The following is a 21,620-nucleotide window of genomic DNA, read 5'->3' on the forward strand; positions in this document are numbered from 1 at the left end:
CCGCGGCCGCCGCCCTCGCCTACGCCGCCACCTGCCTGCCCGGCCAGCTCCGCGCCGCCGCCGAACCGTCCGCGAGCGCCGCCCGCGCCGCCACCCGCTCGGGCCTGCACGCGATGATTCCCCTCCAGGCGACCTGGGCCGCCCGGTCCGGCAGTCCGGTGACCGCTCTGATCCTGGGCGGCGTGGCCGCCGCCGGCCAGGCACTCCGCGCCCGCGCCCGGGCCCGCGGCCGCCGGCAGGTGAGCATCACATGAGGCCGCCGTTCCTGCTCGGCTACGGCACCAACGGGCTGGCCGACCACCCGCTGCCCGCCGCCCTCGGCCTGCTCGACGACGCCGGGTACGACGCCGTCGCGCTCACGCTGGGGTTCCCGCACCTGGACCCGCTGTCGGCGCCGCCCGGCGCCGTGGCCGCGGTCGGCGCGCGGCTGGCGTCGATGCGGCACGGAGCCGGCGCCGCCGTCGTCGTCGAGACCGGCACGCGCTACCTGCTCGACCCGGTGCACAAGCACCGGCCCACCCTGGTCGACCGGGACGCCGACCGCCGGATGCGCTACCTGACCCGCGCCATCGACGTGGCCGCCGAGCTCGGCGCGCAGTGCGTGTCGTTCTTCTCCGGCGTCCTGCCCGCGGACGACCGGCACGCCGAGGGCCGCGCCCGACTGCTCGGCCGCCTGCCGGCGCTGGTCGAGCACGCGGCCGCGCGGGACGTGTCGCTGGCGCTCGAACCCGAGCCCGGGATGCTCGTCGAGACGGTGGACGACGGGCTGCGGGTGCTCCGCGACCTGGGTGACCCGCCCGTGCTCGGCCTGACGGTCGACGTCGGGCACTGCCTCGTCGTGGAGCCCGGCGGCGTCGACGGCGCCCTGCGCGCCGCCGCGCCGGTCCTGCGGAACGTGCAGCTCGACGACATGCCCCGCACCCACCACGAGCACCGCCCGTTCGGTGAGGGCGACCTCGACCTGGCGGCCACCCTCGCCACCCTGGCCGACATCGGCTACCGCGGCGTGGCCGCCGTCGAGCTGCCCCGCCACTCCCACGCCGCACCCGACCTCGTCGCCGCGTCCATCGAGGCCCTGACCAGGGCCTGGAAGGAGGTCACCGCATGACCGGCGTCCCTCGGAGCGCGGGCGATCTCGCCCTGGACCCTGCCGCCCTCCGCCCGCTCCTCCGCAACCCAGGATGGTTCGACACCGCCCGCGCCGCCGTCGCCGCCGACCCGTCCGCTCTCCCCCGCGCCTTCGCACTCGCCGGACGCCGCGCCGGGCGCGGGCCGCTCCACCCCGCCACCGACCCGGCCGGCGTCGTTCACGGCACCGTCGACGACGCCGCCCGCGCCGCACTCGTCGTCGCGCTCGCGACCGTCGACACGAGGACGCCCCACCATGACGTCCCCCGCCCCGGCACCCACTCGCCCGAGATCGCCGCTACGGAGCTCGCCACCCGGCTCACCACGCTCTACCACCAGGGCGACACCGCCGAACGCCGCGGCGTCCTCCGCGCCCTCGACGCACTCGTCGTCCGCGGATCAGCGCCGACCGCTCTCACCGGACATGCCGTGCCACGCGAACGCACCGCGCCCTCAAGGTCCCCGCGCACCCCGCTCGAACCGGACGTCCCCGGCACGTCGGCCACCCCTGCGTCGTCTCTTCCGGAACCGCTGGCCACCGCCGGAATCCCCCTCGCCGAGGACGCCCTCCGCGCGAACGACACCAGCCTCGTCGCCGCGGCCGTCGGCCCGTTCGGCGCCCGGCACCTCGACGCACACACCTGGCGCCACGCCGTGCTGAAGCTCGTGTTCCTGGGCGTACCGCTGGACGCCGTCGCGCACCTGGACGAACGCGCCGACGCCGAACTCGCCCGCATGGCCCGCGACCTGGCCGCGGAACGCCGGGCCGCGGGACGGGACATCCCGCCCGACCTCACCCGGCTGCTGAGAATCACGAAGGAGTGAGCATGCGCATCCTGGACCCGCACATCCACATGACCAGCCGCACCACCGACGACTACGAGGCGATGTACGCCGCGGGGGTCCGCGCCGTCGTCGAGCCGGCCTTCTGGCTGGGCCAGCCCCGCACGTCGGCCGCCTCGTTCACCGACTACTTCGACTCCCTCGTCGGCTGGGAGAGATTCCGCGCCGCCCAGTTCGGCATCCGGCACCACGCCGCGATCGCGCTCAACCCCAAGGAGGCGAACGACCCCCGCTGCCGCGAGGTCCTCACCGAGATCCCGCGCTACCTGCTGAAGGACGGCGTGGTCGCCGTCGGCGAGGTCGGCTTCGACTCCATGACACCCGCCGAGGACGAGGCGTTCGCCGCCCAGCTCGAGCTGGCCCGCGACGCCGACCTGCCCGTCCTCGTGCACACTCCCCACCGGGACAAGCTCGCGGGCACGCGCCGCACGCTCGACGTCGTCCGCGAGTCCGGGCTCCCGCCCGAGCGGGTGCTCGTCGACCACCTCAACGAGACCACCGTCGCCCTCGTGCACGACGCCGGCATGTGGGCCGGTTTCTCCGTCTACCCCGACACGAAGATGGACGAACGCCGCACCGTGGCACTGCTGCGCGAGTACGGCACCACCCGGATGATCGTGAACTCCGCGGCGGACTGGGGCCGCTCCGACCCGCTCAAGACGGCCCGGACCGGCCGGGAGATGCTCGCCGCCGGGTTCTCGGACGACGACGTCGACCAGGTGCTCTGGCGCAACCCGGCGGAGTTCTACGGCCAGTCCGGAAACCTGGTGCTGGACCCTGTCCCCGGGTTCGTCGCGGGCGAACCACCGGCGCCCGGCGTCGAGTTCGAGGGCTCGTCGGTCCTGCGCGGCGTCCGGGCATAGGGAGGCGGGCATGCATCTCTCCTACTGCACCAACGTCCATCCCGCCGAGGACCTGGACGGCGTCGTCGCCCAGCTCGGCGCGTACGCCGGACCGGTCCGGGAGGCCGCGGGCCTCGACGTGCTCGGCGTCGGGCTGTGGCTGCCGGCCCGCGTCGCGCACGCGCTCGACCGTTCCGCCGACGACGTCGGCCGGCTGCGTGAGGCGCTCGCGGACCGGGGCCTCGAGGTCCGGACGCTCAACGCGTTCCCGTACGGCGGTTTCCACAGCGAGGTGGTGGGCCGTTCCGTCTACCGTCCGACCTGGGCCGAGCGCGCCCGCCTGCAGTACACGCAGGCCTGCGCGCGCGTGCTGGCCGCGCTCCTGCCCGACGGCGCGGCCGGGTCGATCTCCACCCTGCCGCTCGCGTGGCGCGCGCCGTGGACCCCGGCCGACGACGAGGAGTCGGCCCGGGCGCTGGCCACCCTGTCCCGCGACCTGCGCGACCTGGCCGACCGGACCGGGAGCGTCGTCCGGATCGCGGTGGAGCCGGAGCCCGGCTGCGTCCTGGACACCGTGGACGACGTCGTCCGCTGGCTCGCCGCGCGGACGGACGCGACCCTCCCGGCGGAGCGGCGGATCGACCCGGAGCACGTCGGCGTCTGTCTGGACACCTGCCATCTGGCCGTGTCCTTCGCCGACCCGGCCGGCGCCGTCCGGCAGATCACCGACGCCGGGTTGCGGGTGGTGAAGGTGCAGGCCTCGGCCGCACTGCAGGTGGACGCCCCGGGACAGGAGGCGTCGCGGGCCGCCGTCGGACGGTTCGCCGAGCCGCGGTACCTGCACCAGGTGCGGGAGCGCACGCCGTCGGGCACCGCGCTGGCGGCCGACGACCTGGACGAGGCGCTGGGCTCCGCGCGCGGACGCCCCGGCCTGCCGGGCGAGGGGCCGTGGCGCGTGCACTTCCACGTGCCGCTGCACGCGCGGCCGGAGCCGCCGCTGGCCTCGACCACGGGGGTGCTGCGCGAGGCGGTCGCGGCGGTGCGCACGACGCCGCACGGCGACGAGGCGCACCTGGACGTGGAGACGTACACGTGGTCGGTGCTGCCCGCCGGCGTCGCGGGCCTCGGCGGGGACGACGACGGCCTCGTGGCGGGCATCGCGGCGGAGCTGCGGTGGGCGACCGAGAACCTGATGGACGCGCGGGAACGGGAGGGCGTCGCATGAGACAGGTACTGCTGCTCGACGTCGTCGGGCTGACCGAGGGCGCCCTGGCACACATGCCGCGGCTGGGCCGGCTGGCGCGCGCGGGCTGGTCGTCGCGGCTGGCCACGGTGCTGCCGGCCGTGACGTGCAGCGTGCAGTCGACGATACTGACCGGGCTGGCGCCGCGCGACCACGGGATCGTGGGGAACGGCTGGTACTTCCGCGACCTGGGCGAGGTGTACCTCTGGCGGCAGCACAACCGGCTGGTCGCCGGCGAGAAGCTGTGGGAGACGGCCCGGCGGGCCGACCCCCGCTACCACGCCGTGAACGTGTGCTGGTGGTACGCGATGGGGATGACCACGCAGGTCACGGTGACGCCCCGGCCGGTGTACCACGCGGACGGCCGCAAGTCCCCGGACGCGTACGTCCGCCCGCCGGCCCTGCACGACGAACTGACGGAGGCGTTCGGCGACTTCCCGCTGTTCCGGTACTGGGGCCCGACGGCGTCGATCGACTCCACGCGGTGGATCGTGTCGGCCACCCGGCACCTCCTGACCACCCGCGCCGCCGATCTGACCATGGCGTACGTGCCCCACCTGGACTACGACCTGCAGCGGTTCGGCCCCCGGGCCTCGGAGGCCGACCGGGCGGCGGCCGACCTCGACGTCGCGCTGACGCCGCTCCTCGACCAGGCGGAGGCCGACGGCGTGACGGTGGTGGTCGTGTCGGAGTACGGGATCGGGCCGGTGTCACGGCCCGTCCACCTGAACCGGCTGCTGCGGCGCGAGGGCCTGCTCGAGGTGTACACCCAGCAGGGGCGAGAGCTGCTGGACCCGTGGACCTCTCGGGCGTTCGCCGTCGCCGACCACCAAGTGGCGCACGTGTACGTGGCGGACCCGACGGACGTGCCGCGGGTGGCGGCGATGCTGCGGGCGGAGCCCGGCGTGGACGAGGTGCTGGACCGGGAGGCACAGGCGGCGTACGGCCTGGACCACGAGCGCTCCGGGGAGCTCGTGGTGGTGGCCGAGCCCGATTCCTGGTTCACGTACTACTACTGGCTGCGGAACGACCGGGCGCCGGAGTTCGCCCGCGGCGTGGACATCCACCGCAAGCCGGGCTACGACCCGGCCGAGCTGTTCTTCGACCCGGCGGACCGGTTCTCGAAGGCGCGCGCGGGACTGAACCTCGTGCGCAAGAAGCTCGGCCTGCGCTACGCGATGAGCACGACGCCGCTGGACGCGACGTGGGTGCGCGGCTCCCACGGGCGCCTGCCGGACTCGGCCGCGGACACACCCCTGGTGCTGTGCTCGGATCCGGAGGTGCCGACGGTCGTCGCGCGGCAGGTGTCCGACGACGACGGGCTGGTTCCCGCGGCGGCGGTGCGCGACGTCGTGCTCGAGCTGCAGGGGGTGGACGTGCACCAACGGGCGTGACGCCGGCGGGCTCCGGGCCGGTGCGGCCGACCGTGGCCGCGACCGCCGGGCCGGACACGGACGATCCCCACCACCGCGCGGGTGATGGGGATCTCCGAGGTGCCGGCCGCCCGCGACGCGGGCCTGTCGGGCGATTCAGGCCAGGCGCGTCATCCAGCCGTGCCGGTCCTCGGCGCGCCCGTACTGGATGTCCGTGAGTTCGGCCCGCAGCGCCATCGTCAGTTCGCCGGGCTCTCCGCCGTTGGCCTCGACGTCGAACTCCGACGACGCCAGCCGCCCGATCGGCGTGACCACCGCCGCCGTGCCGCACGCGAAGAACTCGCGCACCTGGCCCGACCCGATGCCGTCCACGAGCTCCCGCGCGGGGATGCGGCGCTCGACCACCTCGTACCCGCGGTCGCGCGCGAGCTGGATGATCGACTTGCGGGTGATGCCCTCGAGGATGGAACCCAGCTCCGGGGTGTGGAGCGTGCCGTCGGCCATCACGAGGAAGACGTTCATGCCGCCGAGTTCCTCGAGGTAGGTGCTCTCGGCGCCGTCGAGGAAGCAGACCTGGTCGAACCCGCGCTGCTGGGCCTCCATCTGCGGGAGCAGGCTCGCGGCGTAGTTGCCGCCGAACTTCGCGTCGCCCGTGCCCCCGGGCGGGCCGGCGCGGTGGTACTTCTCCGACAGGTAGATCGACACCGGCTTCACGCCGCCGGCGAAGTACGGGCCCACCGGCGACGCGATGACGAGGTGCTCCACCTCGACCGCCGGCCGGACGCCGAGGAACGACTCGCTCGCGAACATGAAGGGCCGCAGGTAGAGGGAGGAGTCCTCGCCCTCGGGGACCCATTCGACGTCGGTCCGCACGAGCGCGGCGATCGAGGAGAGGAAGTCCGCCTCGCTGAGCTCCGGCAGGGCGAGGCGGTGCGCGCTGCGGGCGTACCGGCGCGCGTTCTGCTCGGGCCGGAAGGTCCAGATCGAGCCGTCGGCGTGCTTGTACGCCTTCATGCCCTCGAAGATCTCCTGGGCGTAGTGCAGCACGGCCGTCGCCGGGTCGAGCTGCAGCGGGCCGTACGGCTCGATGCGGCGGCCGGACCAGCCGTCGGCCGCACGCCAGGAGACGCGGGCCATGTGGTCGGTGAAGACCGTGCCGAACTTGGGCTTGGCGAGCAGGGATGTGCGCTCGTCCTCCGGCGTGGGCGCGTCGGTGCGCCGCACGTCGTACCGGGCCACGAGGTCTTCGAGGTCGGCCGGGAGGATGTGATGGGACGTAGTGGTCATGATCAGAAGCCTTTCACCGGATGAAGTCAGTGTTCCATGCCCAGCCGGTAAAGGGGACCTGTCCTGTGGAGACGCTCCCTACGGCCGGGCGGCGAGCCCGGCCGTGGGGTTGTGCTACCCCGCGACCCGGGCCGCGATGTCGGCGCCGATCTGCGCCGTGGTGCGTACGGAGGACGTCGTCGCCCGGTCCGCGAGGTCGGCGGCTACGGCAGCCTGCACCGCGGCGGACTCGTCGGCGCGGCCCAGGTGGTCCAGCAGCAGCCCGACCGACAGGATCGTCGCGGTCGGGTCGGCCTTGCCGGTGCCCGCGATGTCGGGGGCGGAGCCGTGCACCGGCTCGAACATGCTCGGCGCGGTGCGGTCCGGGTTGATGTTCGCCGACGCCGCCAGCCCGATCCCGCCCGTGATGGCCGCCGCCTGGTCGGTCAGGATGTCGCCGAACAGGTTGTCCGTGACGATCACGTCGAAGCGGCTCGGGTTCGTCGTGAGGAAGATCGTGGCGGCGTCCACGTGCAGGTAGTCCGTGGTGACCTCGGGGAACTCGGCGTTCACCGCCTCGACGGTGCGGCGCCAGAGGTGGCCGGCGTGCACGAGCACGTTGTGCTTGTGCACGAGCGTGAGGTGCTTGCGCTCACGCTTCGCGGCGCGGGCGAACGCGTCGCGCACCACGCGCTCGACGCCGAACGCGGTGTTGACGCTCACCTCGGTGGCGATCTCGGCCGGCGTGCCGACCCGCAGCGCGCCGCCGTTCCCCGTGTACGGGCCCTCGGTGCCCTCGCGGACCACCACGAAGTCGACCTCGCCCGGATCGGCCAGCGGGCTGGTCACGCCCTCGAAGAGCTTGGACGGGCGCAGGTTGACGTAGTGGTCGAGCGTGAAGCGCAGCTTGAGCAGCAGGCCGCGCTCCAGCACGCCGGACGGGACGGTCGGGTCGCCGATCGCACCGAGCAGGATCGCGTCGTGCTGCCGGATCCGCTCCAGGTCCTCGTCGGTGAGGGTCTCGCCCGTGGCGTGCCAGCGGCGGGCACCCAGATCGAACTCCGTGGTCACGACCTTCGTGCCGCTCGGCGCGAGCGCCGCCTCGAGAGTTCTCAGCCCCTGCTCCACGACCTCGGTACCGATGCCGTCACCCGCCACCACGGCCAGGTCGATCTGCTGGTCCGTCACGTTCTGCGCCATGCACGGAGCCTAGCGCGGATCCGGGCAAAAATGAGACAGGGGTCTCATGCTCTGGGACGCCGTCAGCGCCTGGGGTACAAGAGCTCGAACCGCTCGACGACGACCGGCATCCCGGGGTCGAACTCGCGTCCCGCGGGCATGTTGCGGCGGAAGTACTTCTCGTGCTCCGCCCGCCAGTGGTCCAGCGTCCTGTCGCCCTCGCCCTCGGCGTCCGCCACGTCGTCGTCCACCTCGTCGAACGGGACCGTCTCCACGCTCGTGGTGCGGATCAGCGCCCGGGGCTGCCGCTCGCCGTCGAGCAGGATGGACAGCTCGCCGGTCTGCGGCACCGGCTCGCCGGCGTCCTCGTACTCCCACGCGAGCGACGACGTCGCCGTCTTGGTGCCGTCCAGGACCAGGTCCAGCAGCTCGTCGGCGATCTCCGGCTGGTCGCCGAACGACCACGCCGGCGGCGGCACCGTCTCCGACGCCAGCACCCCCGTCACCACGCCCGTCCTGGCCATCCCGGCGTACGGCCGCACCGCCTCCCAGAAGGACTGGACCGCGACGGCGACATCCTCGTCTCCCGGCTCGGCGTCCGCGAAGTCCTCGGGGTCGAACGTCGCCGGGTCGAAGTCGTCGGGCTCGACCTCGTCGGGATCGATGTCCTCGGGATCGACGTCGTCCGCGTCGTCGGGGACGAGCTCCTCCCCGTGGAGGTTCTCGGGGTCGACGTCTTCCGGCTCGAACTCCTCGGGGTCGAAGTCCTCCTCGGGCTCGAACTCCTCGGGGTCGCTCTCGGGGGGCGCCGTGGCCGCCTCGTCGTTCTGCTCGGGTTCACGCGTCTCGTCGCTCACGCCGCCCATCCTGCCGTATCGGGGGGAAATTGTGACCCACGCTACGTGTGACTCACCCGACCCGCTCGGGCAGGCCGCGAGCCCGCGGCGGAACATACCCTCGGAGTCGTGTCCCGCTCCGCCGCCCGGCCCTCCGGCTTCTCGCTCGTGGCGCCCGTCGTCCTGGCCGTCCTCGCCGGCGCGGGTCTCGCCACGCAGAGCAGGATCAACGGCACGCTCGCCGATCACGTCGGCAGCGGGTACCTCGCCGCGGTGATCTCGTTCGGCTCCGGCCTGGTACTCCTGAGCGCCGCCCTGCTCGTCTCGCGCCGCGGGCGCGCGGGCATGGGGCGGATCTCCCGGGCGCTGCGCAGGCCGGCGGACGGGCCCGGAACCGGCTCACGCCCCGTCCTGCGGCCCTGGCAGTGCCTCGGCGGGGCCGCCGGTGGGTTCTTCGTGGCGTCGCAGGGCCTCGCCGTCGGCACGCTCGGCGTCGCGCTGTTCATCGTGGCGTTCGTGACCGGGCAGTCGGTCGGATCGCTCGTCGTCGACCGGCTCGGCATCGGCCCTGGAGGCGTGCGCTTCGTGACGCTGCCCCGCGCCGTCGGACCGCTGCTGACGGTCGTGGCGGTGGCGATCGCCATGTCCGGCGGCGTCGGCGCGCCGGCGGCGCTCGCGCTCGCGGTCCTGCCCCTGCTCGCGGGTGCCGGGTCGGCGTGGCAGCAGGCCGTGAACGGGCGGGTGCGCGCCGCCGCCGACGACGTCCTGGCCGCCACCTTCGTCAACTTCCTCGTGGGCACGGCCGCGCTCGTCCTGGCGCTCGGGGTGTCGATGCTGTTCGACGGCGTGCCCGACGGCGCGCTGCCCGGCAACCCGCTGTTGTACACGGGCGGCGCGATCGGCATCGGGTTCATCGCGATCGGCGCCGCGGTGGTGCACCGCGTGGGCGTGCTGCTGCTCAGCCTGAGCATGATCGCGGGGCAGATCGTGGGCGCGCTGGTGCTCGACGTCGTCGTCCCCGGTGCGGACGCGCCCGGCGTCCGCACCTACGTGGGCGCGGCCCTCACCCTGGTGGCGGTGGCGATCCCGCTGGCCTTCGAACGGCGCGGGGCGCGCCCCGCCTGATCCTTCACCGAGGATCGAGCGGGGCGCGCGCAGAGGGACTCAGCGGGCCGCCGAGCCCTCCACGTAGTCCGTGTCGGACGGCTTGATCCACGCGAACATCTTGCGCAGCTCGCGGCCGGTCTCCTCGATCGGGTGCTGCTCGCCCTTGGCGCGGAGCTCCTTGAACTCCGGCGCGCCGGCGTCCTGGTCGGCGATGAACCGCTCGGCGAACTTCCCGTTCTGGATGTCGGCGAGCACCGCCTTCATGTTCTCCTTCACGTGCGGGTCGATGACGCGCGGGCCGGAGACGTAGTCGCCGTACTCGGCCGTGTCGGAGATGCTCCAGCGCTGCTTCGCGAGGCCGCCCTCGACCATGAGGTCGACGATCAGCTTGAGCTCGTGCAGCACCTCGAAGTAGGCGATCTCCGGCTGGTAGCCGGCCTCGGTCAGCGTCTCGAAGCCGTACTGCACCAGCTGCGACGCGCCACCGCAGAGCACGGACTGCTCGCCGAACAGGTCGGTCTCGGTCTCCTCGGTGAAGGTCGTCTTGATACCAGCGGCACGCAGGCCGCCGATCGCCTTCGCGTACGAGAGCGCGGTCTCCCACGCCTTCCCGGACGCGTCCTGCTCGACGGCGACCAGCACGGGGACGCCCCGGCCGTCGGCGTACTCGCGGCGCACCAGGTGCCCCGGGCCCTTCGGCGCGACCATGAACACGTCGTGGTCGGCCTCGGGCTTGATGTAGCCGAACCGGATGTTGAAGCCGTGGCCGAACACGAGGGCCGCGCCTTCCTTGAGGTTGGGGGCGATCTCGTCGGCGTACACGAGGCGCTGCACCTGGTCCGGGGCCAGGATGACGACCACGTCGGCGTCGCGCACGGCGTCGGCCACGCTCGCCACCTTCAGGCCCTGGTCCTCGGCCTTGGCGCGGGAGGCGGAGCCCTCGCGCAGGCCCACGGTGACGTCCACACCGGAGTCACGCAGGTTCAGCGAGTGCGCGTGACCCTGACTGCCGTAGCCGATCACCGCCACCTTCTTCTGCTGGATGACCGACAGGTCGGCGTCGTCGTCGTAGAACAGCTCAGCCACGGTTCTTGCTCCTTGATCGATGGGGATCGGTGTCGTCGTTACAGTGAGTTCTTCGCAGCGTAAGCCCGCCGCTCCGCCCGGAGCGGCAGGGTCTCAGGCGGACCGCACCACGCGCTCCAGCGCGCGGTCGGTGATGGATCGGGGGCCCCGGCCGATGGCGAGGGTCCCGGACTTGACGATCTCGCGGACCCCGTACGGTTCCAGCGCCGCGAGCAGGGCGTTCAGCTTGGCGCCGGTTCCGGTCGCCTCGATCACCACGGCGTCGGGCGTCACGTCGACGACGTGCGCCCGGAACAGCTCGACCACCTCGAGCACGCCGGAGCGCGCGGCGGCGTCGGCCCGCACCTTGACGAGCAGCAGCTCGCGCTGGACGGACGACTCCGGGTCGAGCTCCACGATCTTGATGACGTGCACGAGCTTGTTGAGCTGCTTCGTCACCTGCTCGAGGGGGTGCTCCTCCACGTCCACCACGACGGTGATGCGGGAGATCTCCTCGTGCTCCGTGGGTCCCACGGCGAGGGAGTGGATGTTGAACGCGCGCCGGGCGAACAGCCCGGCGACGCGCGTCAGGACGCCGGGCTTGTTCTCCACCAGGACGGAAAGGGTGTGACGGCTCATGTTCTTCTCTTCCTCGTCCTCGTTCAGTCTTCGCGTTCCCACGACGGCGAGATGCCGCGCGCGTACTGGATGTCGTCGTTGCTCACGCCGGCGGCGACCATGGGCCACACCATCGCGTCGCGCGAGACGGTGAAGTCCACGACCACGGGCCGGTCGTCGATCTGCTGGGCCCGCTTGATCGCGTCGTCGACCTCGGACGGGCTCTCGACGCGGATGCCCTCGCAGCCGTACGCCTCCGCCAGCTTGACGAAGTCGGGCACGCGGGCCGTGCCGTGACCCGTGTGCAGGTCGGTGTTCGAGTAGCGCTCGTTGTAGAAGAGCGTCTGCCACTGCCGCACCATGCCGAGCGACGAGTTGTTGATCACCGCCACCTTGATCGGGATGTCGTTGATCGTGCAGGTCGCCAGTTCCTGGTTGGTCATCTGGAAGCAGCCGTCGCCGTCGATGGCCCACACCTCGGCGTCGGGCTGCCCCACCTTCGCGCCCATCGCGGCCGGCACGGAGTAGCCCATCGTGCCGAGGCCGCCGGAGTTGATCCACGTGCGCGGCTTCTCGTACCTGATGAACTGCGCCGCCCACATCTGGTGCTGGCCCACGCCGCCCGCGTAGATGGCGTCGGGACCGGCCAGCTCGCCGAGCCGCTGGATGACGTGCTGCGGGGCGAGATGGCCGTCGGCGGTGTCGGTGAAGCCGAGCGGGTACGTCTCGCGCCACCCGTCGACCTGGCGCCACCAGCCCTCGAGATCGGGCCTGCCGACGGACTCGTGCTCCTTGGCGAGCTCCGGCAGGAGGTCCCCGATCACCTCGCGCAGATCGCCGACGATCGGCACGTCGACAGCACGGTTCTTGCCGATCTCCGCGGGATCGATGTCCGCGTGGATGACGGCGGCGCGCGGGGCGAACGAGGACAGCTTGCCCGTGACGCGGTCGTCGAACCGGGCGCCGAGCGCGAAGATCAGGTCCGCCTTCTGCAGCGCCGCGACGGCCGGCACGGTGCCGTGCATGCCCGGCATGCCGAGGTTCTGCGGGTGCGAGTCGGGCACGGCCCCGCGCGCCATGAGCGTCGTCACGACGGGCGCGCCCGACAGGTCCACGAGCTTGCGCAGCAACTCCGAGGCGCCGGCACGGATCACGCCGCCGCCCACGTACAGCACGGGACGCCGGGCGGTGGCCAGCAGCTTCGCCGCCTCACGGATCTGCTTGGCGTGCGGCTTGGTCACCGGGTGGTAGCCGGGCAGCTGGAGATCCTGCGGCCAGGAGAAGGTGGTCCGCGCCTGCATGGCGGACTTGGCGATGTCGACCAGCACCGGGCCGGGCCGGCCCGTCGCGGCGATGTGGAACGCCTCGGCGACGGTCCGCGGGATGTCGGCCGGGTCCGTGACGAGGAAGGAGTGCTTGGTGATGGGCATCGTGATCCCCACGATGTCCGCCTCCTGGAACGCGTCGGTCCCGATCGCCCCCGCGGCCACCTGTCCGGTGATCGCGACCAGCGGGATCGAGTCCATGTGCGCGTCGGCCAGCGGCGTGACGAGGTTCGTCGCGCCGGGGCCCGACGTCGCCATCGTCACCCCGACCTTGCCCGTCGCGTGGGCGTAGCCCGACGCGGCGTGACCGCCGCCCTGCTCGTGCCGCACGAGGATGTGCCGGAGCCGCTTGCTGTCCATGAGCGGGTCGTAGGCCGGAAGGATGGCCCCGCCCGGGATGCCGAAGACCGTGTCCGCACCGACCTCCTCGAGGGACCGGACGATCGATTCCGCCCCGGTCACCTCCTCGGTGGTGACAGCCTTGGCGCGAAGGTCCGCGCGTACCTGCTCACGCGCCTCGGCGCGCGCCGCGAGCTGGGCCGGTGTCGGTGTGGCGGTCATGTCGGTCTCCTGCCGTCGCACCCTGCGTCGGGGTGCCTGCGGATGTGTTCGGACAACAAGAAACCCTTCGGTCGTCCGTGGACGACAGGCGAGGGGCGAGCGCGCTGACGATGCCTGCGAGTGGCGTCAGTCCGCGCGCTCGGGAAGAAGTACTACAAGAATCGTCTGCACGTGACGCACGTTACGCCGAAATGACGTCCGTGTCACCTGCCGGGCCGAAGATCCCACGATCCGAGATGCCCGCGGCTGGGGGTCCAGGTCAGCGGAGTTCCCGGCGCCGGAACGCGAGCAGGCCGACCGTCGTCACGACCGCCACGGCGCCGAGGAGGAACAGGCCGCTCAGCCACCAGGGCCCGACCGATGTGCCCGCGTCGCTCGCCGCCGGCCCCGCGACCCACGCGCGGGCGTGCGCCAGCGGCGACCACCGCTCGGCGGCCAGCCCTGCGAGGATCACCTCGAGGCCGAGCAGCGCCACGGGCACCACCGACACCGCCGCCCACCAGCGCCCGACAGCCGCGCCGACGGCGGCCCCGGCGACCGCCGCGCACCCCGCGAGCACCAGGACTCGCGCCCCGGACCACGCCAGCGCGGGGAGCAGCCCGGCGGCGTCCGTCGTCGTCCCCGGATCGTCCGCGGGACCGGCGACGAGGGCGACGCCCCACAGACCGGACGCGAGGAGCAGGTAGGCGGCCGCGACGCCGGGGAGCACGGCGAGTGCGGCGGCCACGGCCCGCAGGCGGTACACGCGGTCGCGGCGGGGCTCGACCGTGAGGAGCGCCCGGGTTCCCCCGTTCGGTCCCGCCGCCAGGAGGGCCCCTGCCACGCACGCGAACAGGACGGGGACGAGGGCGTATCCGGCGAGCTCGCCGTCGGTGACGGTGCGGGCGAGGCCGCCGCCGTCGCTCGTGAACGCAGCCAGGACGACCACCGTGACGACGTACACCAGCATGCCCGCCGCCACCCACCGAGCGGCCGGGCGGACGGCGAACCGCTGCAGTTCCTTGGCCACCAGGCGCATCTACGCGGTCTCCTCGGTGTCGTCGTTGCTGCGGCTGCCGGGCGACGGTTCCGGGGTTCCGTCCCGCTTGCCGGGGCCGCCCTGTGCGGGCTTCCGGCGGCCGTCGCGCGTGGCCTCCTTCTCGGCCGCGGCACGTTCACGGGCGGCGACCCGGGCGGCGTAGGCGGCCTGCTTCTCCGCGACCCTGGCCTCGAACGCCTCGCGGCGCCTCTGGCGCCACGAAGGCCGCGCAGCCCTCCGCCTCGCCTCCTGGCGCGCGGCCCGCCGTTCCGCACGCGACGGAGCGGCGGGCGTCGGCTCGGGCTCCGGAGCGAGCCGCCGCACGAGCGACTCCAGGGACTCCCGGCGTGTACTCATCTCCGTGACGTACAGCTTCTTGCGGGCGAGAGCCCGGGTCACACCGGCCGGCTCGGCGACGCCGTCGACCACCACCGCGTCGCCGTCACGGCGTACGTGGAACCCGGCGGCCTTCAGCTCGGCGACGGCGCGATCGCCGTCGTCCACCCGCAGTCGGACGGCGGTCGCGAGGTCCCCGATCACGTCGGCCGCGGGTCCGTCGCCGACCACCCGACCGCCGGCCAGGACGGTGACCGTGTCGGCGAGTTGCTGGGCCTCGACGAGTTCGTCGGTGGTCATGAGGACCGTCGTGCCGCGGCCCGCGATCCTGCGCAGGAGCGTGCGGACCTCACGGGCGCCGGTGGGGTCGAGGCCGCGGGTCGGGTCGTCGACGATCAGCAGGTCCGGGCCTGACAGGAGGGCCGCGGCGAGCGCGAGCCGTCGTCGGTCACCGAGCGAGTACGAACCGACGGCGTCCGCCGCGGCGTCGGCGAGCCCGGTCTGCCGGAGGGCGAGATCGACCTGTTCCCGGCCCGTCGCGGCGGGGTGCATCAGGAGGTTGCGGCGTCCGGTCAGCCGGTCGAGGAATCCCGGATCGCCGACGAGGGCGCCGACGCGCCCGGCCAGCTCGCGCCCGACGTCCGGCATCGCGACGCCCAGCAGCCGCGCGGCCCCCGCGTCCGCGCGGGCCAGTCCGAGGAGGAGACGCAGCACGGTCGACTTCCCCGCCTTGGCGGGGCCGAGCAGCGCGTGCACGCCACGGGCGGGCACCAGGAGGTCGAGGCCGTCGACGGCGATCGTCCGGCCGCGGACGCCGGCGTAGGTCTTCCGCAGGCCGAGCGTCTCGACGGCGACGGCCGCGGCTGCCTGCGGGTGATCGGCCCGGTTCACCCGGACAGGGTAGGGCATTCCGGATACGCGCTGGCGCCGCCGACTACCGAGACCGGTCCCCGGAGTCGTCGCGCATCACGAGCGCCCGCCGGTCACCAGAATCCCGCGCCGAGGATCGAGGTGGCGGGCGGGTCGACGCCGAGTCGGTCGCGCAGCACCGTGAGGTCGTAGGTGCGCTCCATCGCGAGGTGGCTCAGCGCGTACCGGGACAGTCTCGGCTCCGTGCCGGCCAGCTTCGCGAGCCGCTCGGCGACCACCGCGGCCCGCCGTGCCGCGCGCTCGGGCACGGGGACGACGCGCACGTGCCTGCCGCGCGCGAGCATGAGCAGTTCCAGGATCTCGCGCAGCACGACCGGTTCGGCGTCGGCGACGTTGGCGACCAGCGGCGTGCCTGCGGCGATCTCAGGCGACAGGTCCGCCGCGAGGGCCGCGCGGACGGCCGCGGCGAGCGTGGCGACGTGCGTGAGGTGGTGCAGTGTCGTTCCCCCGCCGGGCAGCGGCAGCCAGCGGCCCGCGACCAGCGCCGCCTCGAGCCGCGGCAGCAGCGTCGTGTCCCCCGGCCCGTACACGGCGTGCGGGCGCAGGACGACGACGGGGCCGTGGTCGGGCTCGGCCGCGTCGAGGGCGAGCCAGTGCTCGGCCGCGGCCTTGGTGGCGCCGTAGGAGTTGAGGTAGCGGAAGGGTCGGCGGCCCCGGTCCGCCGTCGGGCCCTCGTCCTCGCGCACACGGACACTCGGCGTCGCCGGGTCGTACACGCTCCCCGACGAGACGTGCACGAACCGCGCCTTGGCGAATGTCGTGCGCACGGCACGCGTGCCCTCGACGTTCACCACCCAGGCCGCGGCCCGGGAGCCGCCGTCGCCCACGGCCGCGGCGCAGTGCACGACGGCATCGACGTCGCCCGGATGCGCGCGCCCGTCGAGGGGGCCGTCGCGCACGTCCCAGGACAGGTGGCGAGCGGCGCCGGGCAGTTCCGCGGGGACTCGCCGCGAGCACGCGAGCACCTCGTGCCCGTGCGCGGCAAGGTCCCGTACGACGGCGCCTCCGACGAAACCGGACGCCCCGGTCACCGCCACCCGCATGCATTCCCTCGCCTTCTCCGGCCGCATGGTCCTCGGCCGGGAGATCCCTTCCACCGGTTCCACGACGGTTCCTGGCCGTGTGTTCGGCCGTGTGTTCGGCCGTGTGTTCGGCCGTGTGGCCCTGGCCGTACGTTCTTCGACGCCCACCCGGCCGCATGGCCCCGACCGCAGATCCGACAGACCGAACCGTACCGGTCGAATGTGTACGGACCCCGGCTTCCGAGCGGACTTCTGCGAGCGGACTTCTGCGGGCGGACTTCTGCGGGCGGACGTCTGCGAGCGGACTTCTCGCCCCTCAGGTCCGTGCGGACTCCCGCACGAGCGACGCGGCCGCGGCGGCGAGGGCTGACCGGTCCGGCTTGCGGGACCGGCCCGCCAGTGGCACGAACGGCGCCTCGACCACCAGGTCGGGCAGGGCCCCGTGGTCCAGGACCCCGAGCAGGCGGGGCCCGACCGCACGGGCGAGGGCGGTGTTCTCGGTGAGCGTCACGGCGGTGCGTGTCATGTCGGTGCGCGTCGCGTCGATGCGCGTCGCGTCGGTGCGCGTCGCGTCGGTGCGCGTCGCGTCGGCCGGCGACGACGGCACGTCCCGCCCGCGAGCGTCGCCGGACCTGACGTGATCACGATCCGCCACGAGGACGAGAACCACCCGCTCATCGCCGTCGTCCATCGGGACACCGACCATCAGCGCGTCGCCGACGCCCGGCAATGCCCGGACACGCGGTTCGAACAGGCCCGGATAGATGTTCACCGTGCCGCGGATGATCATGTCGCGGGTACGGCCGACGAGCATGAGCCGGCCGAGGTCGTCGACCCGCGCGAGGTCACCCGTTCGATGCTCGACGGCGGCGGGCCGGCCGGCGTCGAGGTCGGCGAGGTAGCCGGCCATGAGGGACGGGCCCGAGATCACGAGTTCGCCGACGCCGTCGTCGTCCGGGGCGTCGATGCGGGCCGTGACGCCGTCGAGCGGGGTACCGACAAGATCACCGGCGGGTGGTGCGGGCACGGGCGAGACGACGGCCGACGACACGGCGGCCGACGGCGACACAGCCGACGACTCGCGCGACGACCGGACGGCGGCGGCCTTGTCGGCACCGTCGACGACGGCGACGGGAAGCATCTCCGTGGCCCCGTACACACAGATCCAGTGCGTCTCGGGCAGCACGCGGACCGCCCGCTCCATCAGCGCGGGAGTCACCGGTGCAGCCCCGACAGCCATCACCCGCGGCCCCGTCGGCGCCCGGCCCGCGCCGCCGGATTCGGCCGCGATTCCCGCCTGGTCGTCGCACGCACGCCGTGCCCACCCGTCCGAGCGTGCTGCACGACCAGCTCGGCGGACCGTGCGCGCACCGCGGTGACCCTTCTCGATCACGTCGAGGAGTGCCGTGACGTCCGCGGGGACCGCGAACGACGTGTCCGCACCCGCCACTCCCCTGGCGAACGCGGCCGGGTCGGCAGCGGGTGTCCGCGCCGGGATCTCCCAGGTACCGCCCGCCAGGAGCGCGGGCAGACCGAGGAACATCTGGTCGGTGTGCGCACGCTGCCCGGGTCGCGGGTCCCCGACCTGAGCGAACAACGCGAGCATCCCGCCGAGGGACGAGGTGGTGTGCACGACGGCCCGTGGGTCCGACGTGGTGCCCGACGTGAACACCACAAGCGCCTCACGCTCCCCCGGGGCGTTCTTCTCCTCGACCCGCTCGTCCGCCGGACGCCCGTCCGGCGAACCATCGCCTGCCACAGCGCCGTCCGCCGCCGGTTGCCGGCCGAGCGCCAGCCTCGCCACTCGCCGGGCCCCGCGCGGGACACCGGGAAGCCAGGTTCCCGAGTACAGGTGCCGGACGGGGAGACGGGCGTAGTCCGGCAGGAGCAGCCCGCGGGCCCTCGCGAGACGGGCGAGCGGACCCGACGACGCCACGTACAGCAGAGCCTCGGTCGCCGCCCAGCGTGGTCGGGCGGCCGCGAGGCGCGCCTCGAAGAGCTCGGGCGTCGACCCCGGGTCGACGAACACGATCGAGCCGCCCGCATGAATCACCGCGAGGCAGAGAACGACGCCCTCGGGACGCGGCCGGATGCTGAACAGCACGCGCTCACCGACCCGCATGCCGGCTGCCCGGAGGCCGGTGGCGGTGCCCTCGACGCGGTCCGCGAGTGCCGCGAACGTGACCTCCTCGCGGACGCGACATCCGCGACGGGCGCCACGCGCTCCTGGAAAGGCGTCACCGAACCAGCGCAGCGCGACCTCGTCGCGATCGATCCCGCCGTCGGCCACCGATGTCAGCAGTTCGTCGACGAACGTCTTCCCCGTACTCACGAGAGCCGAACGTAACCGAGCATCGATGACACGTCACCCCTGCTCCGGTTCTCTGCGAGGCGGTTGCGTGTCGGTGTGTGCATCTAGCGTCTCCTTCGGACGGCCACGTGTCGTCGTCTCGAGCCCATGGGATCACTGTCACGGTCGATGCGGCAAGTTATCCACAGATTCTCGTTTCTGATAGCGATAGTGACGTACTGAACATAGGATCGAACACAACGACGAGCGACCAAACGGAAGGGGGTGCGACCGATGGCCGGTTCGATGTTCGACGACGGCGCCGGGCGCGCTCCCTCCGTGGGCATACCGCCCGGCGAGGTGGAGTGGGTCGGCCCGACCGGCGCGATCGACTATCGGTGCGCCGAGGAGTTCGGCCGCGGGTTCGATGACTGCGGGTCGGACGACGCGGACGTGGTGGACGAGTTCGGGCGGCCCGTGCCGGCGCCGGATCACACGGAACGGGAACTGGCCGCGATTCTGGCGACCGACCCGTATGCCGACCGGGATGTGGAAGCCTCCAGGTCGGAGGTCGCGGGCACGGCGGGCTGCCCGCACGGTGGTGTGGGCGCCGCTGGAGGCACGGACCGTGGCACCGGTGGTGGCGTGTCGTCGGAGGCTGGTGGCAGAGACGTCGTCGTCGATGTCTCAAGGCTGCTGCTGGAGGACGTGGATCGCCTGTCCCCGGGGGTGGCGCTGGCGGGTGTCCTGAGGGACCTGGCCGGCTTGGAACCGCCGTTCGGCGCCCGCAGGGAGCGTGGCGCCGTGGACGGCGCCTCTGCGGATCGTGCCGACGCGGACCGTATCGGCGTGGACGATGCGTCCGGGCGTGCGTCGGAGAGCTTGGAGAGTCTCGCCGATGACGAGTTGCGCAGCGTGATCGCCGGCTGGGAGCGAGTGGCCTCCTGGGTGCGTGCCGCTCAGGCGCGGGTGGCGGCGGAGCTGATGGCTCGCACCGACGGCCCGTTGGGACGGGACTCGGCCGCCGGTGAGATCGCGGCCGAGCTGCACGTCACCACGCCCGAAGGCTGGCAGATCGCCATGCGCGGCGAGGGAACCGCGATGTATCCGCGGTTGGGTGAGTCGCTGGCCGCCGGGCGGATCGATACGCGCAAGGCGGACACGTTCCTGCGCGCCGGCACCGACCTGACCCCCGAGGAACGCGGCGAGGCCATCGATGATCTGCTGCCCGGTGCACGCACGCGCACGTGGCGGTGGGTCAGCGAACAGATGAACGCCCGCGCCGCCGATCTGCACGGCAGGAAGGCGCGCCGACGGGAGATCATCGAGCGGTGCAACGTGTGGGCCGAACAGGCCGGCCCGGGCATGGGCCGCCTGATCGCCGACCTGCCCGTGGTGGACGCGGCTCGTACGTTCAACACCGTCCAGGCCGCGGCCAAAGCCCTCAAGGACACCTCCGGCGAGACCCGCCCCCTGGGCGCCCTGCGTGCCGCCGCGCTCGCCGCGCTGATCACCGGCGACCTCGTCCTGCCCTGCCCCGACAGCACCAACACCACCGGCACCGGCACCGGCACCGGCATTGACGAGGCCGGCGACGGCAACCGCGGCATCGACCACCACAACGCCGACCACCACAACGCCGGTTCCGCCGGTCACGGCGCCACCACCGGCCGTGGTGGTGAGCTCGGTCGTGGTGATGAGGTGGTAGGAGAGCCGCCGCGGCTGGTCGAGCCGGTGCTGGACACCGACCTGATCCCGATCCCCGACGACCCGCACGGTATCGTCCTGACCGGCCCCGCACACGGCGCTACCGGCAGCGCGCCCACCAGCAACAACACCGGCAACCAGGACGCGAGCGCTGCGGAGTCCGGCAGCCACACGCGGCTCCGCGTGGTGGACGTGTCCACCACGGTAAACGTCACCGTGCCCGCCACCATGCTGCTGGATCCCGAGGACACGACACCCGGAATCCTGGAGGGCATCGGTCCGATACCGGCCGACTCGGCCGCACGCATCGCCGCGGACGCCACCTGGCGACGTCTGCTGACCGACCCGGTCACCGGCGTCCTGACCGACTACTCGGCCCGCACCTACACCCCCGGCAGCATCCTGCGCGCCGCCGTCACGGCCCGTGACCACACCTGCCGGTTCCCCGGCTGCCACCGACCCGCCACCACCGGCGGCCGGGCCGCCCTCGACCTGGACCACATCCGGCCTTTCGACCACGACCATCGGTACCAGCCCGGCGAACCCGGCCAGACCCGCGCCACGAATCTCCATCCTCTATGTCGCAAACACCACAATCTGAAAACGCATGCGAACTGGCAGGTCACCCGTGACGCCGACACCGGGACCACCCGATGGACGCCACCCAGCGGCACACCCGCCGTCGTCGAGCCCGGTATCACCGACCCCACCATCCGCTACGCCCTCGCACACGGCATGACGCTCGCCGCACCACCCACGACCACGGGGAGCGGGCCCGGCGAGGCGAAGGCCGGCCGGCCACGTGGACGCCATCCGGAAACGCCACCGTTCTGACCCGGACGCGTGTGAGCACGTCCACCCTGTCCGGCAGGCCCGGAGGATTCGCCCTGTCCGACAAGGTCGGACCCGTCGGACGCCCCGCCACCGCACG

17 protein-coding genes and 1 pseudogene are annotated in these 21,620 nt (G+C 73.2%); 8 read left to right on the forward strand and 10 right to left on the reverse strand.

Features of this window, described 5'->3' with window-relative positions; all coding sequences use genetic code 11:
* The 6 genes and pseudogenes from IIE03_RS06110 to IIE03_RS06135 all read left to right on the forward strand — a co-directional run.
* Positions 1 to 254 (forward strand): annotated as a pseudogene (locus IIE03_RS06110) (SCO3242 family prenyltransferase); the annotation flags it as partial.
* Positions 251 to 1,108, forward strand: coding sequence for a sugar phosphate isomerase/epimerase family protein (locus tag IIE03_RS06115; RefSeq protein WP_192861862.1), 858 nt, complete (start codon positions 251 to 253; stop codon positions 1,106 to 1,108). The pseudogene IIE03_RS06110 and the gene IIE03_RS06115, both read left to right, overlap by 4 nt.
* The gene (locus tag IIE03_RS06120) at positions 1,105 to 1,953 is read left to right on the forward strand and encodes an EboA domain-containing protein (protein WP_192861863.1); all 849 of its coding nucleotides are present in this window, start codon (positions 1,105 to 1,107) and stop codon (positions 1,951 to 1,953) included. The genes IIE03_RS06115 and IIE03_RS06120 overlap by 4 nt, the downstream gene beginning before the upstream one ends.
* A 2-nt stretch (positions 1,954 to 1,955) precedes the next feature.
* The gene (locus tag IIE03_RS06125) at positions 1,956 to 2,834 is read left to right on the forward strand and encodes a TatD family hydrolase (protein ID WP_192861864.1); all 879 of its coding nucleotides are present in this window, start codon (positions 1,956 to 1,958) and stop codon (positions 2,832 to 2,834) included.
* Positions 2,835 to 2,844: 10 nt separating this feature from the next.
* Entirely contained in the window at positions 2,845 to 4,038 is a 1,194-nt protein-coding gene (gene eboE, locus IIE03_RS06130; RefSeq protein ID WP_192861865.1) for a metabolite traffic protein EboE, read from the forward strand.
* Positions 4,035 to 5,450, forward strand: coding sequence for an alkaline phosphatase family protein (locus tag IIE03_RS06135; protein ID WP_192861866.1), 1,416 nt, complete (start codon positions 4,035 to 4,037; stop codon positions 5,448 to 5,450). Before eboE ends, IIE03_RS06135 begins: the two co-directional genes overlap by 4 nt.
* A gap of 135 nt (positions 5,451 to 5,585) precedes the next feature.
* On the opposite strand, the gene IIE03_RS06140 is transcribed toward IIE03_RS06135, so the two are convergent.
* The 3 genes from IIE03_RS06140 to IIE03_RS26645 all read right to left on the reverse strand — a co-directional run bounded on the left by IIE03_RS06140 (position 5,586) and on the right by IIE03_RS26645 (position 8,731).
* A complete protein-coding gene (locus IIE03_RS06140; protein ID WP_192861867.1) occupies positions 5,586 to 6,716 on the reverse strand; it encodes a branched-chain amino acid aminotransferase in 1,131 nt (376 codons plus the stop codon).
* A 114-nt stretch (positions 6,717 to 6,830) separates the two neighbouring features.
* Positions 6,831 to 7,895, reverse strand: coding sequence for a 3-isopropylmalate dehydrogenase (locus tag IIE03_RS06145; RefSeq protein WP_192861868.1), 1,065 nt, complete (start codon positions 7,893 to 7,895; stop codon positions 6,831 to 6,833).
* 62 nt (positions 7,896 to 7,957) lie between these two features.
* Positions 7,958 to 8,731, reverse strand: coding sequence for an ASCH domain-containing protein (locus IIE03_RS26645; RefSeq protein ID WP_318842830.1), 774 nt, complete (start codon positions 8,729 to 8,731; stop codon positions 7,958 to 7,960).
* A gap of 108 nt (positions 8,732 to 8,839) precedes the next feature.
* Here IIE03_RS26645 and IIE03_RS06155 point away from each other — a divergent pair, with 108 nt between their 5' ends.
* Entirely contained in the window at positions 8,840 to 9,835 is a 996-nt protein-coding gene (locus IIE03_RS06155) for a DMT family transporter (RefSeq protein ID WP_192861869.1), read from the forward strand.
* Between the two features lie 39 nt (positions 9,836 to 9,874).
* On the opposite strand, the gene ilvC is transcribed toward IIE03_RS06155, so the two are convergent.
* From ilvC to IIE03_RS06190, 7 genes are all read right to left on the reverse strand, one after another.
* On the reverse strand, positions 9,875 to 10,903 hold the full coding sequence (gene ilvC / locus IIE03_RS06160; RefSeq protein WP_192861870.1) for a ketol-acid reductoisomerase: 1,029 nt from the start codon (positions 10,901 to 10,903) through the stop codon (positions 9,875 to 9,877).
* A gap of 93 nt (positions 10,904 to 10,996) precedes the next feature.
* Positions 10,997 to 11,521: an acetolactate synthase small subunit gene (ilvN, locus tag IIE03_RS06165; protein WP_192861871.1), complete on the reverse strand. Its 525-nt coding sequence runs from the start codon at positions 11,519 to 11,521 to the stop codon at positions 10,997 to 10,999.
* Between the two features lie 23 nt (positions 11,522 to 11,544).
* Positions 11,545 to 13,386: an acetolactate synthase large subunit gene (locus IIE03_RS06170; protein ID WP_192861872.1), complete on the reverse strand. Its 1,842-nt coding sequence runs from the start codon at positions 13,384 to 13,386 to the stop codon at positions 11,545 to 11,547.
* A gap of 259 nt (positions 13,387 to 13,645) precedes the next feature.
* Positions 13,646 to 14,404: a hypothetical protein gene (locus IIE03_RS06175; RefSeq protein ID WP_192861873.1), complete on the reverse strand. Its 759-nt coding sequence runs from the start codon at positions 14,402 to 14,404 to the stop codon at positions 13,646 to 13,648.
* Positions 14,405 to 15,631 carry an ATP-binding cassette domain-containing protein gene (locus IIE03_RS06180; protein WP_192861874.1) on the reverse strand — a complete coding sequence of 409 codons (1,227 nt, stop codon included), beginning with the start codon at positions 15,629 to 15,631 and terminating at the stop codon, positions 14,405 to 14,407.
* Between the two features lie 92 nt (positions 15,632 to 15,723).
* Positions 15,724 to 16,776 carry an NAD-dependent epimerase/dehydratase family protein gene (locus tag IIE03_RS06185; RefSeq protein WP_318842831.1) on the reverse strand — a complete coding sequence of 351 codons (1,053 nt, stop codon included), beginning with the start codon at positions 16,774 to 16,776 and terminating at the stop codon, positions 15,724 to 15,726.
* Between the two features lie 232 nt (positions 16,777 to 17,008).
* Positions 17,009 to 19,024, reverse strand: coding sequence for an AMP-binding protein (locus IIE03_RS06190; RefSeq protein WP_192861875.1), 2,016 nt, complete (start codon positions 19,022 to 19,024; stop codon positions 17,009 to 17,011).
* A gap of 252 nt (positions 19,025 to 19,276) precedes the next feature.
* Here IIE03_RS06190 and IIE03_RS06195 point away from each other — a divergent pair, with 252 nt between their 5' ends.
* A complete protein-coding gene (locus IIE03_RS06195) occupies positions 19,277 to 21,523 on the forward strand; it encodes an HNH endonuclease signature motif containing protein (RefSeq protein ID WP_192861876.1) in 2,247 nt (748 codons plus the stop codon).
* The last annotated feature ends 97 nt before the right edge of the window (positions 21,524 to 21,620 follow it).

The sequence above is a fragment of the Myceligenerans pegani genome (assembly GCF_014892515.1).
GTDB lineage: Bacteria > Actinomycetota > Actinomycetes > Actinomycetales > Cellulomonadaceae > Myceligenerans > Myceligenerans pegani.

Excerpts from the sequence above, each read along its gene's own strand:
- IIE03_RS06115 (WP_192861862.1), top strand. The coding sequence starts at position 251 with ATGAGGCCGCCGTTCCTGCTCGGCTACGGCACCAACGGGCTGGCCGAC.
- IIE03_RS06120 (WP_192861863.1), top strand. The coding sequence starts at position 1,105 with ATGACCGGCGTCCCTCGGAGCGCGGGCGATCTCGCCCTGGACCCTGCC.
- IIE03_RS06125 (WP_192861864.1), top strand. The coding sequence starts at position 1,956 with ATGCGCATCCTGGACCCGCACATCCACATGACCAGCCGCACCACCGAC.
- eboE (WP_192861865.1), top strand. The coding sequence starts at position 2,845 with ATGCATCTCTCCTACTGCACCAACGTCCATCCCGCCGAGGACCTGGAC.
- IIE03_RS06135 (WP_192861866.1), top strand. The coding sequence starts at position 4,035 with ATGAGACAGGTACTGCTGCTCGACGTCGTCGGGCTGACCGAGGGCGCC.
- IIE03_RS06140 (WP_192861867.1), bottom strand. The coding sequence starts at position 6,716 with ATGACCACTACGTCCCATCACATCCTCCCGGCCGACCTCGAAGACCTC.
- IIE03_RS06145 (WP_192861868.1), bottom strand. The coding sequence starts at position 7,895 with ATGGCGCAGAACGTGACGGACCAGCAGATCGACCTGGCCGTGGTGGCG.
- ilvN (WP_192861871.1), bottom strand. The coding sequence starts at position 11,521 with ATGAGCCGTCACACCCTTTCCGTCCTGGTGGAGAACAAGCCCGGCGTC.
- IIE03_RS06170 (WP_192861872.1), bottom strand. The coding sequence starts at position 13,386 with ATGACCGCCACACCGACACCGGCCCAGCTCGCGGCGCGCGCCGAGGCG.
- IIE03_RS06175 (WP_192861873.1), bottom strand. The coding sequence starts at position 14,404 with ATGCGCCTGGTGGCCAAGGAACTGCAGCGGTTCGCCGTCCGCCCGGCC.
- IIE03_RS06195 (WP_192861876.1), top strand. The coding sequence starts at position 19,277 with ATGGCCGGTTCGATGTTCGACGACGGCGCCGGGCGCGCTCCCTCCGTG.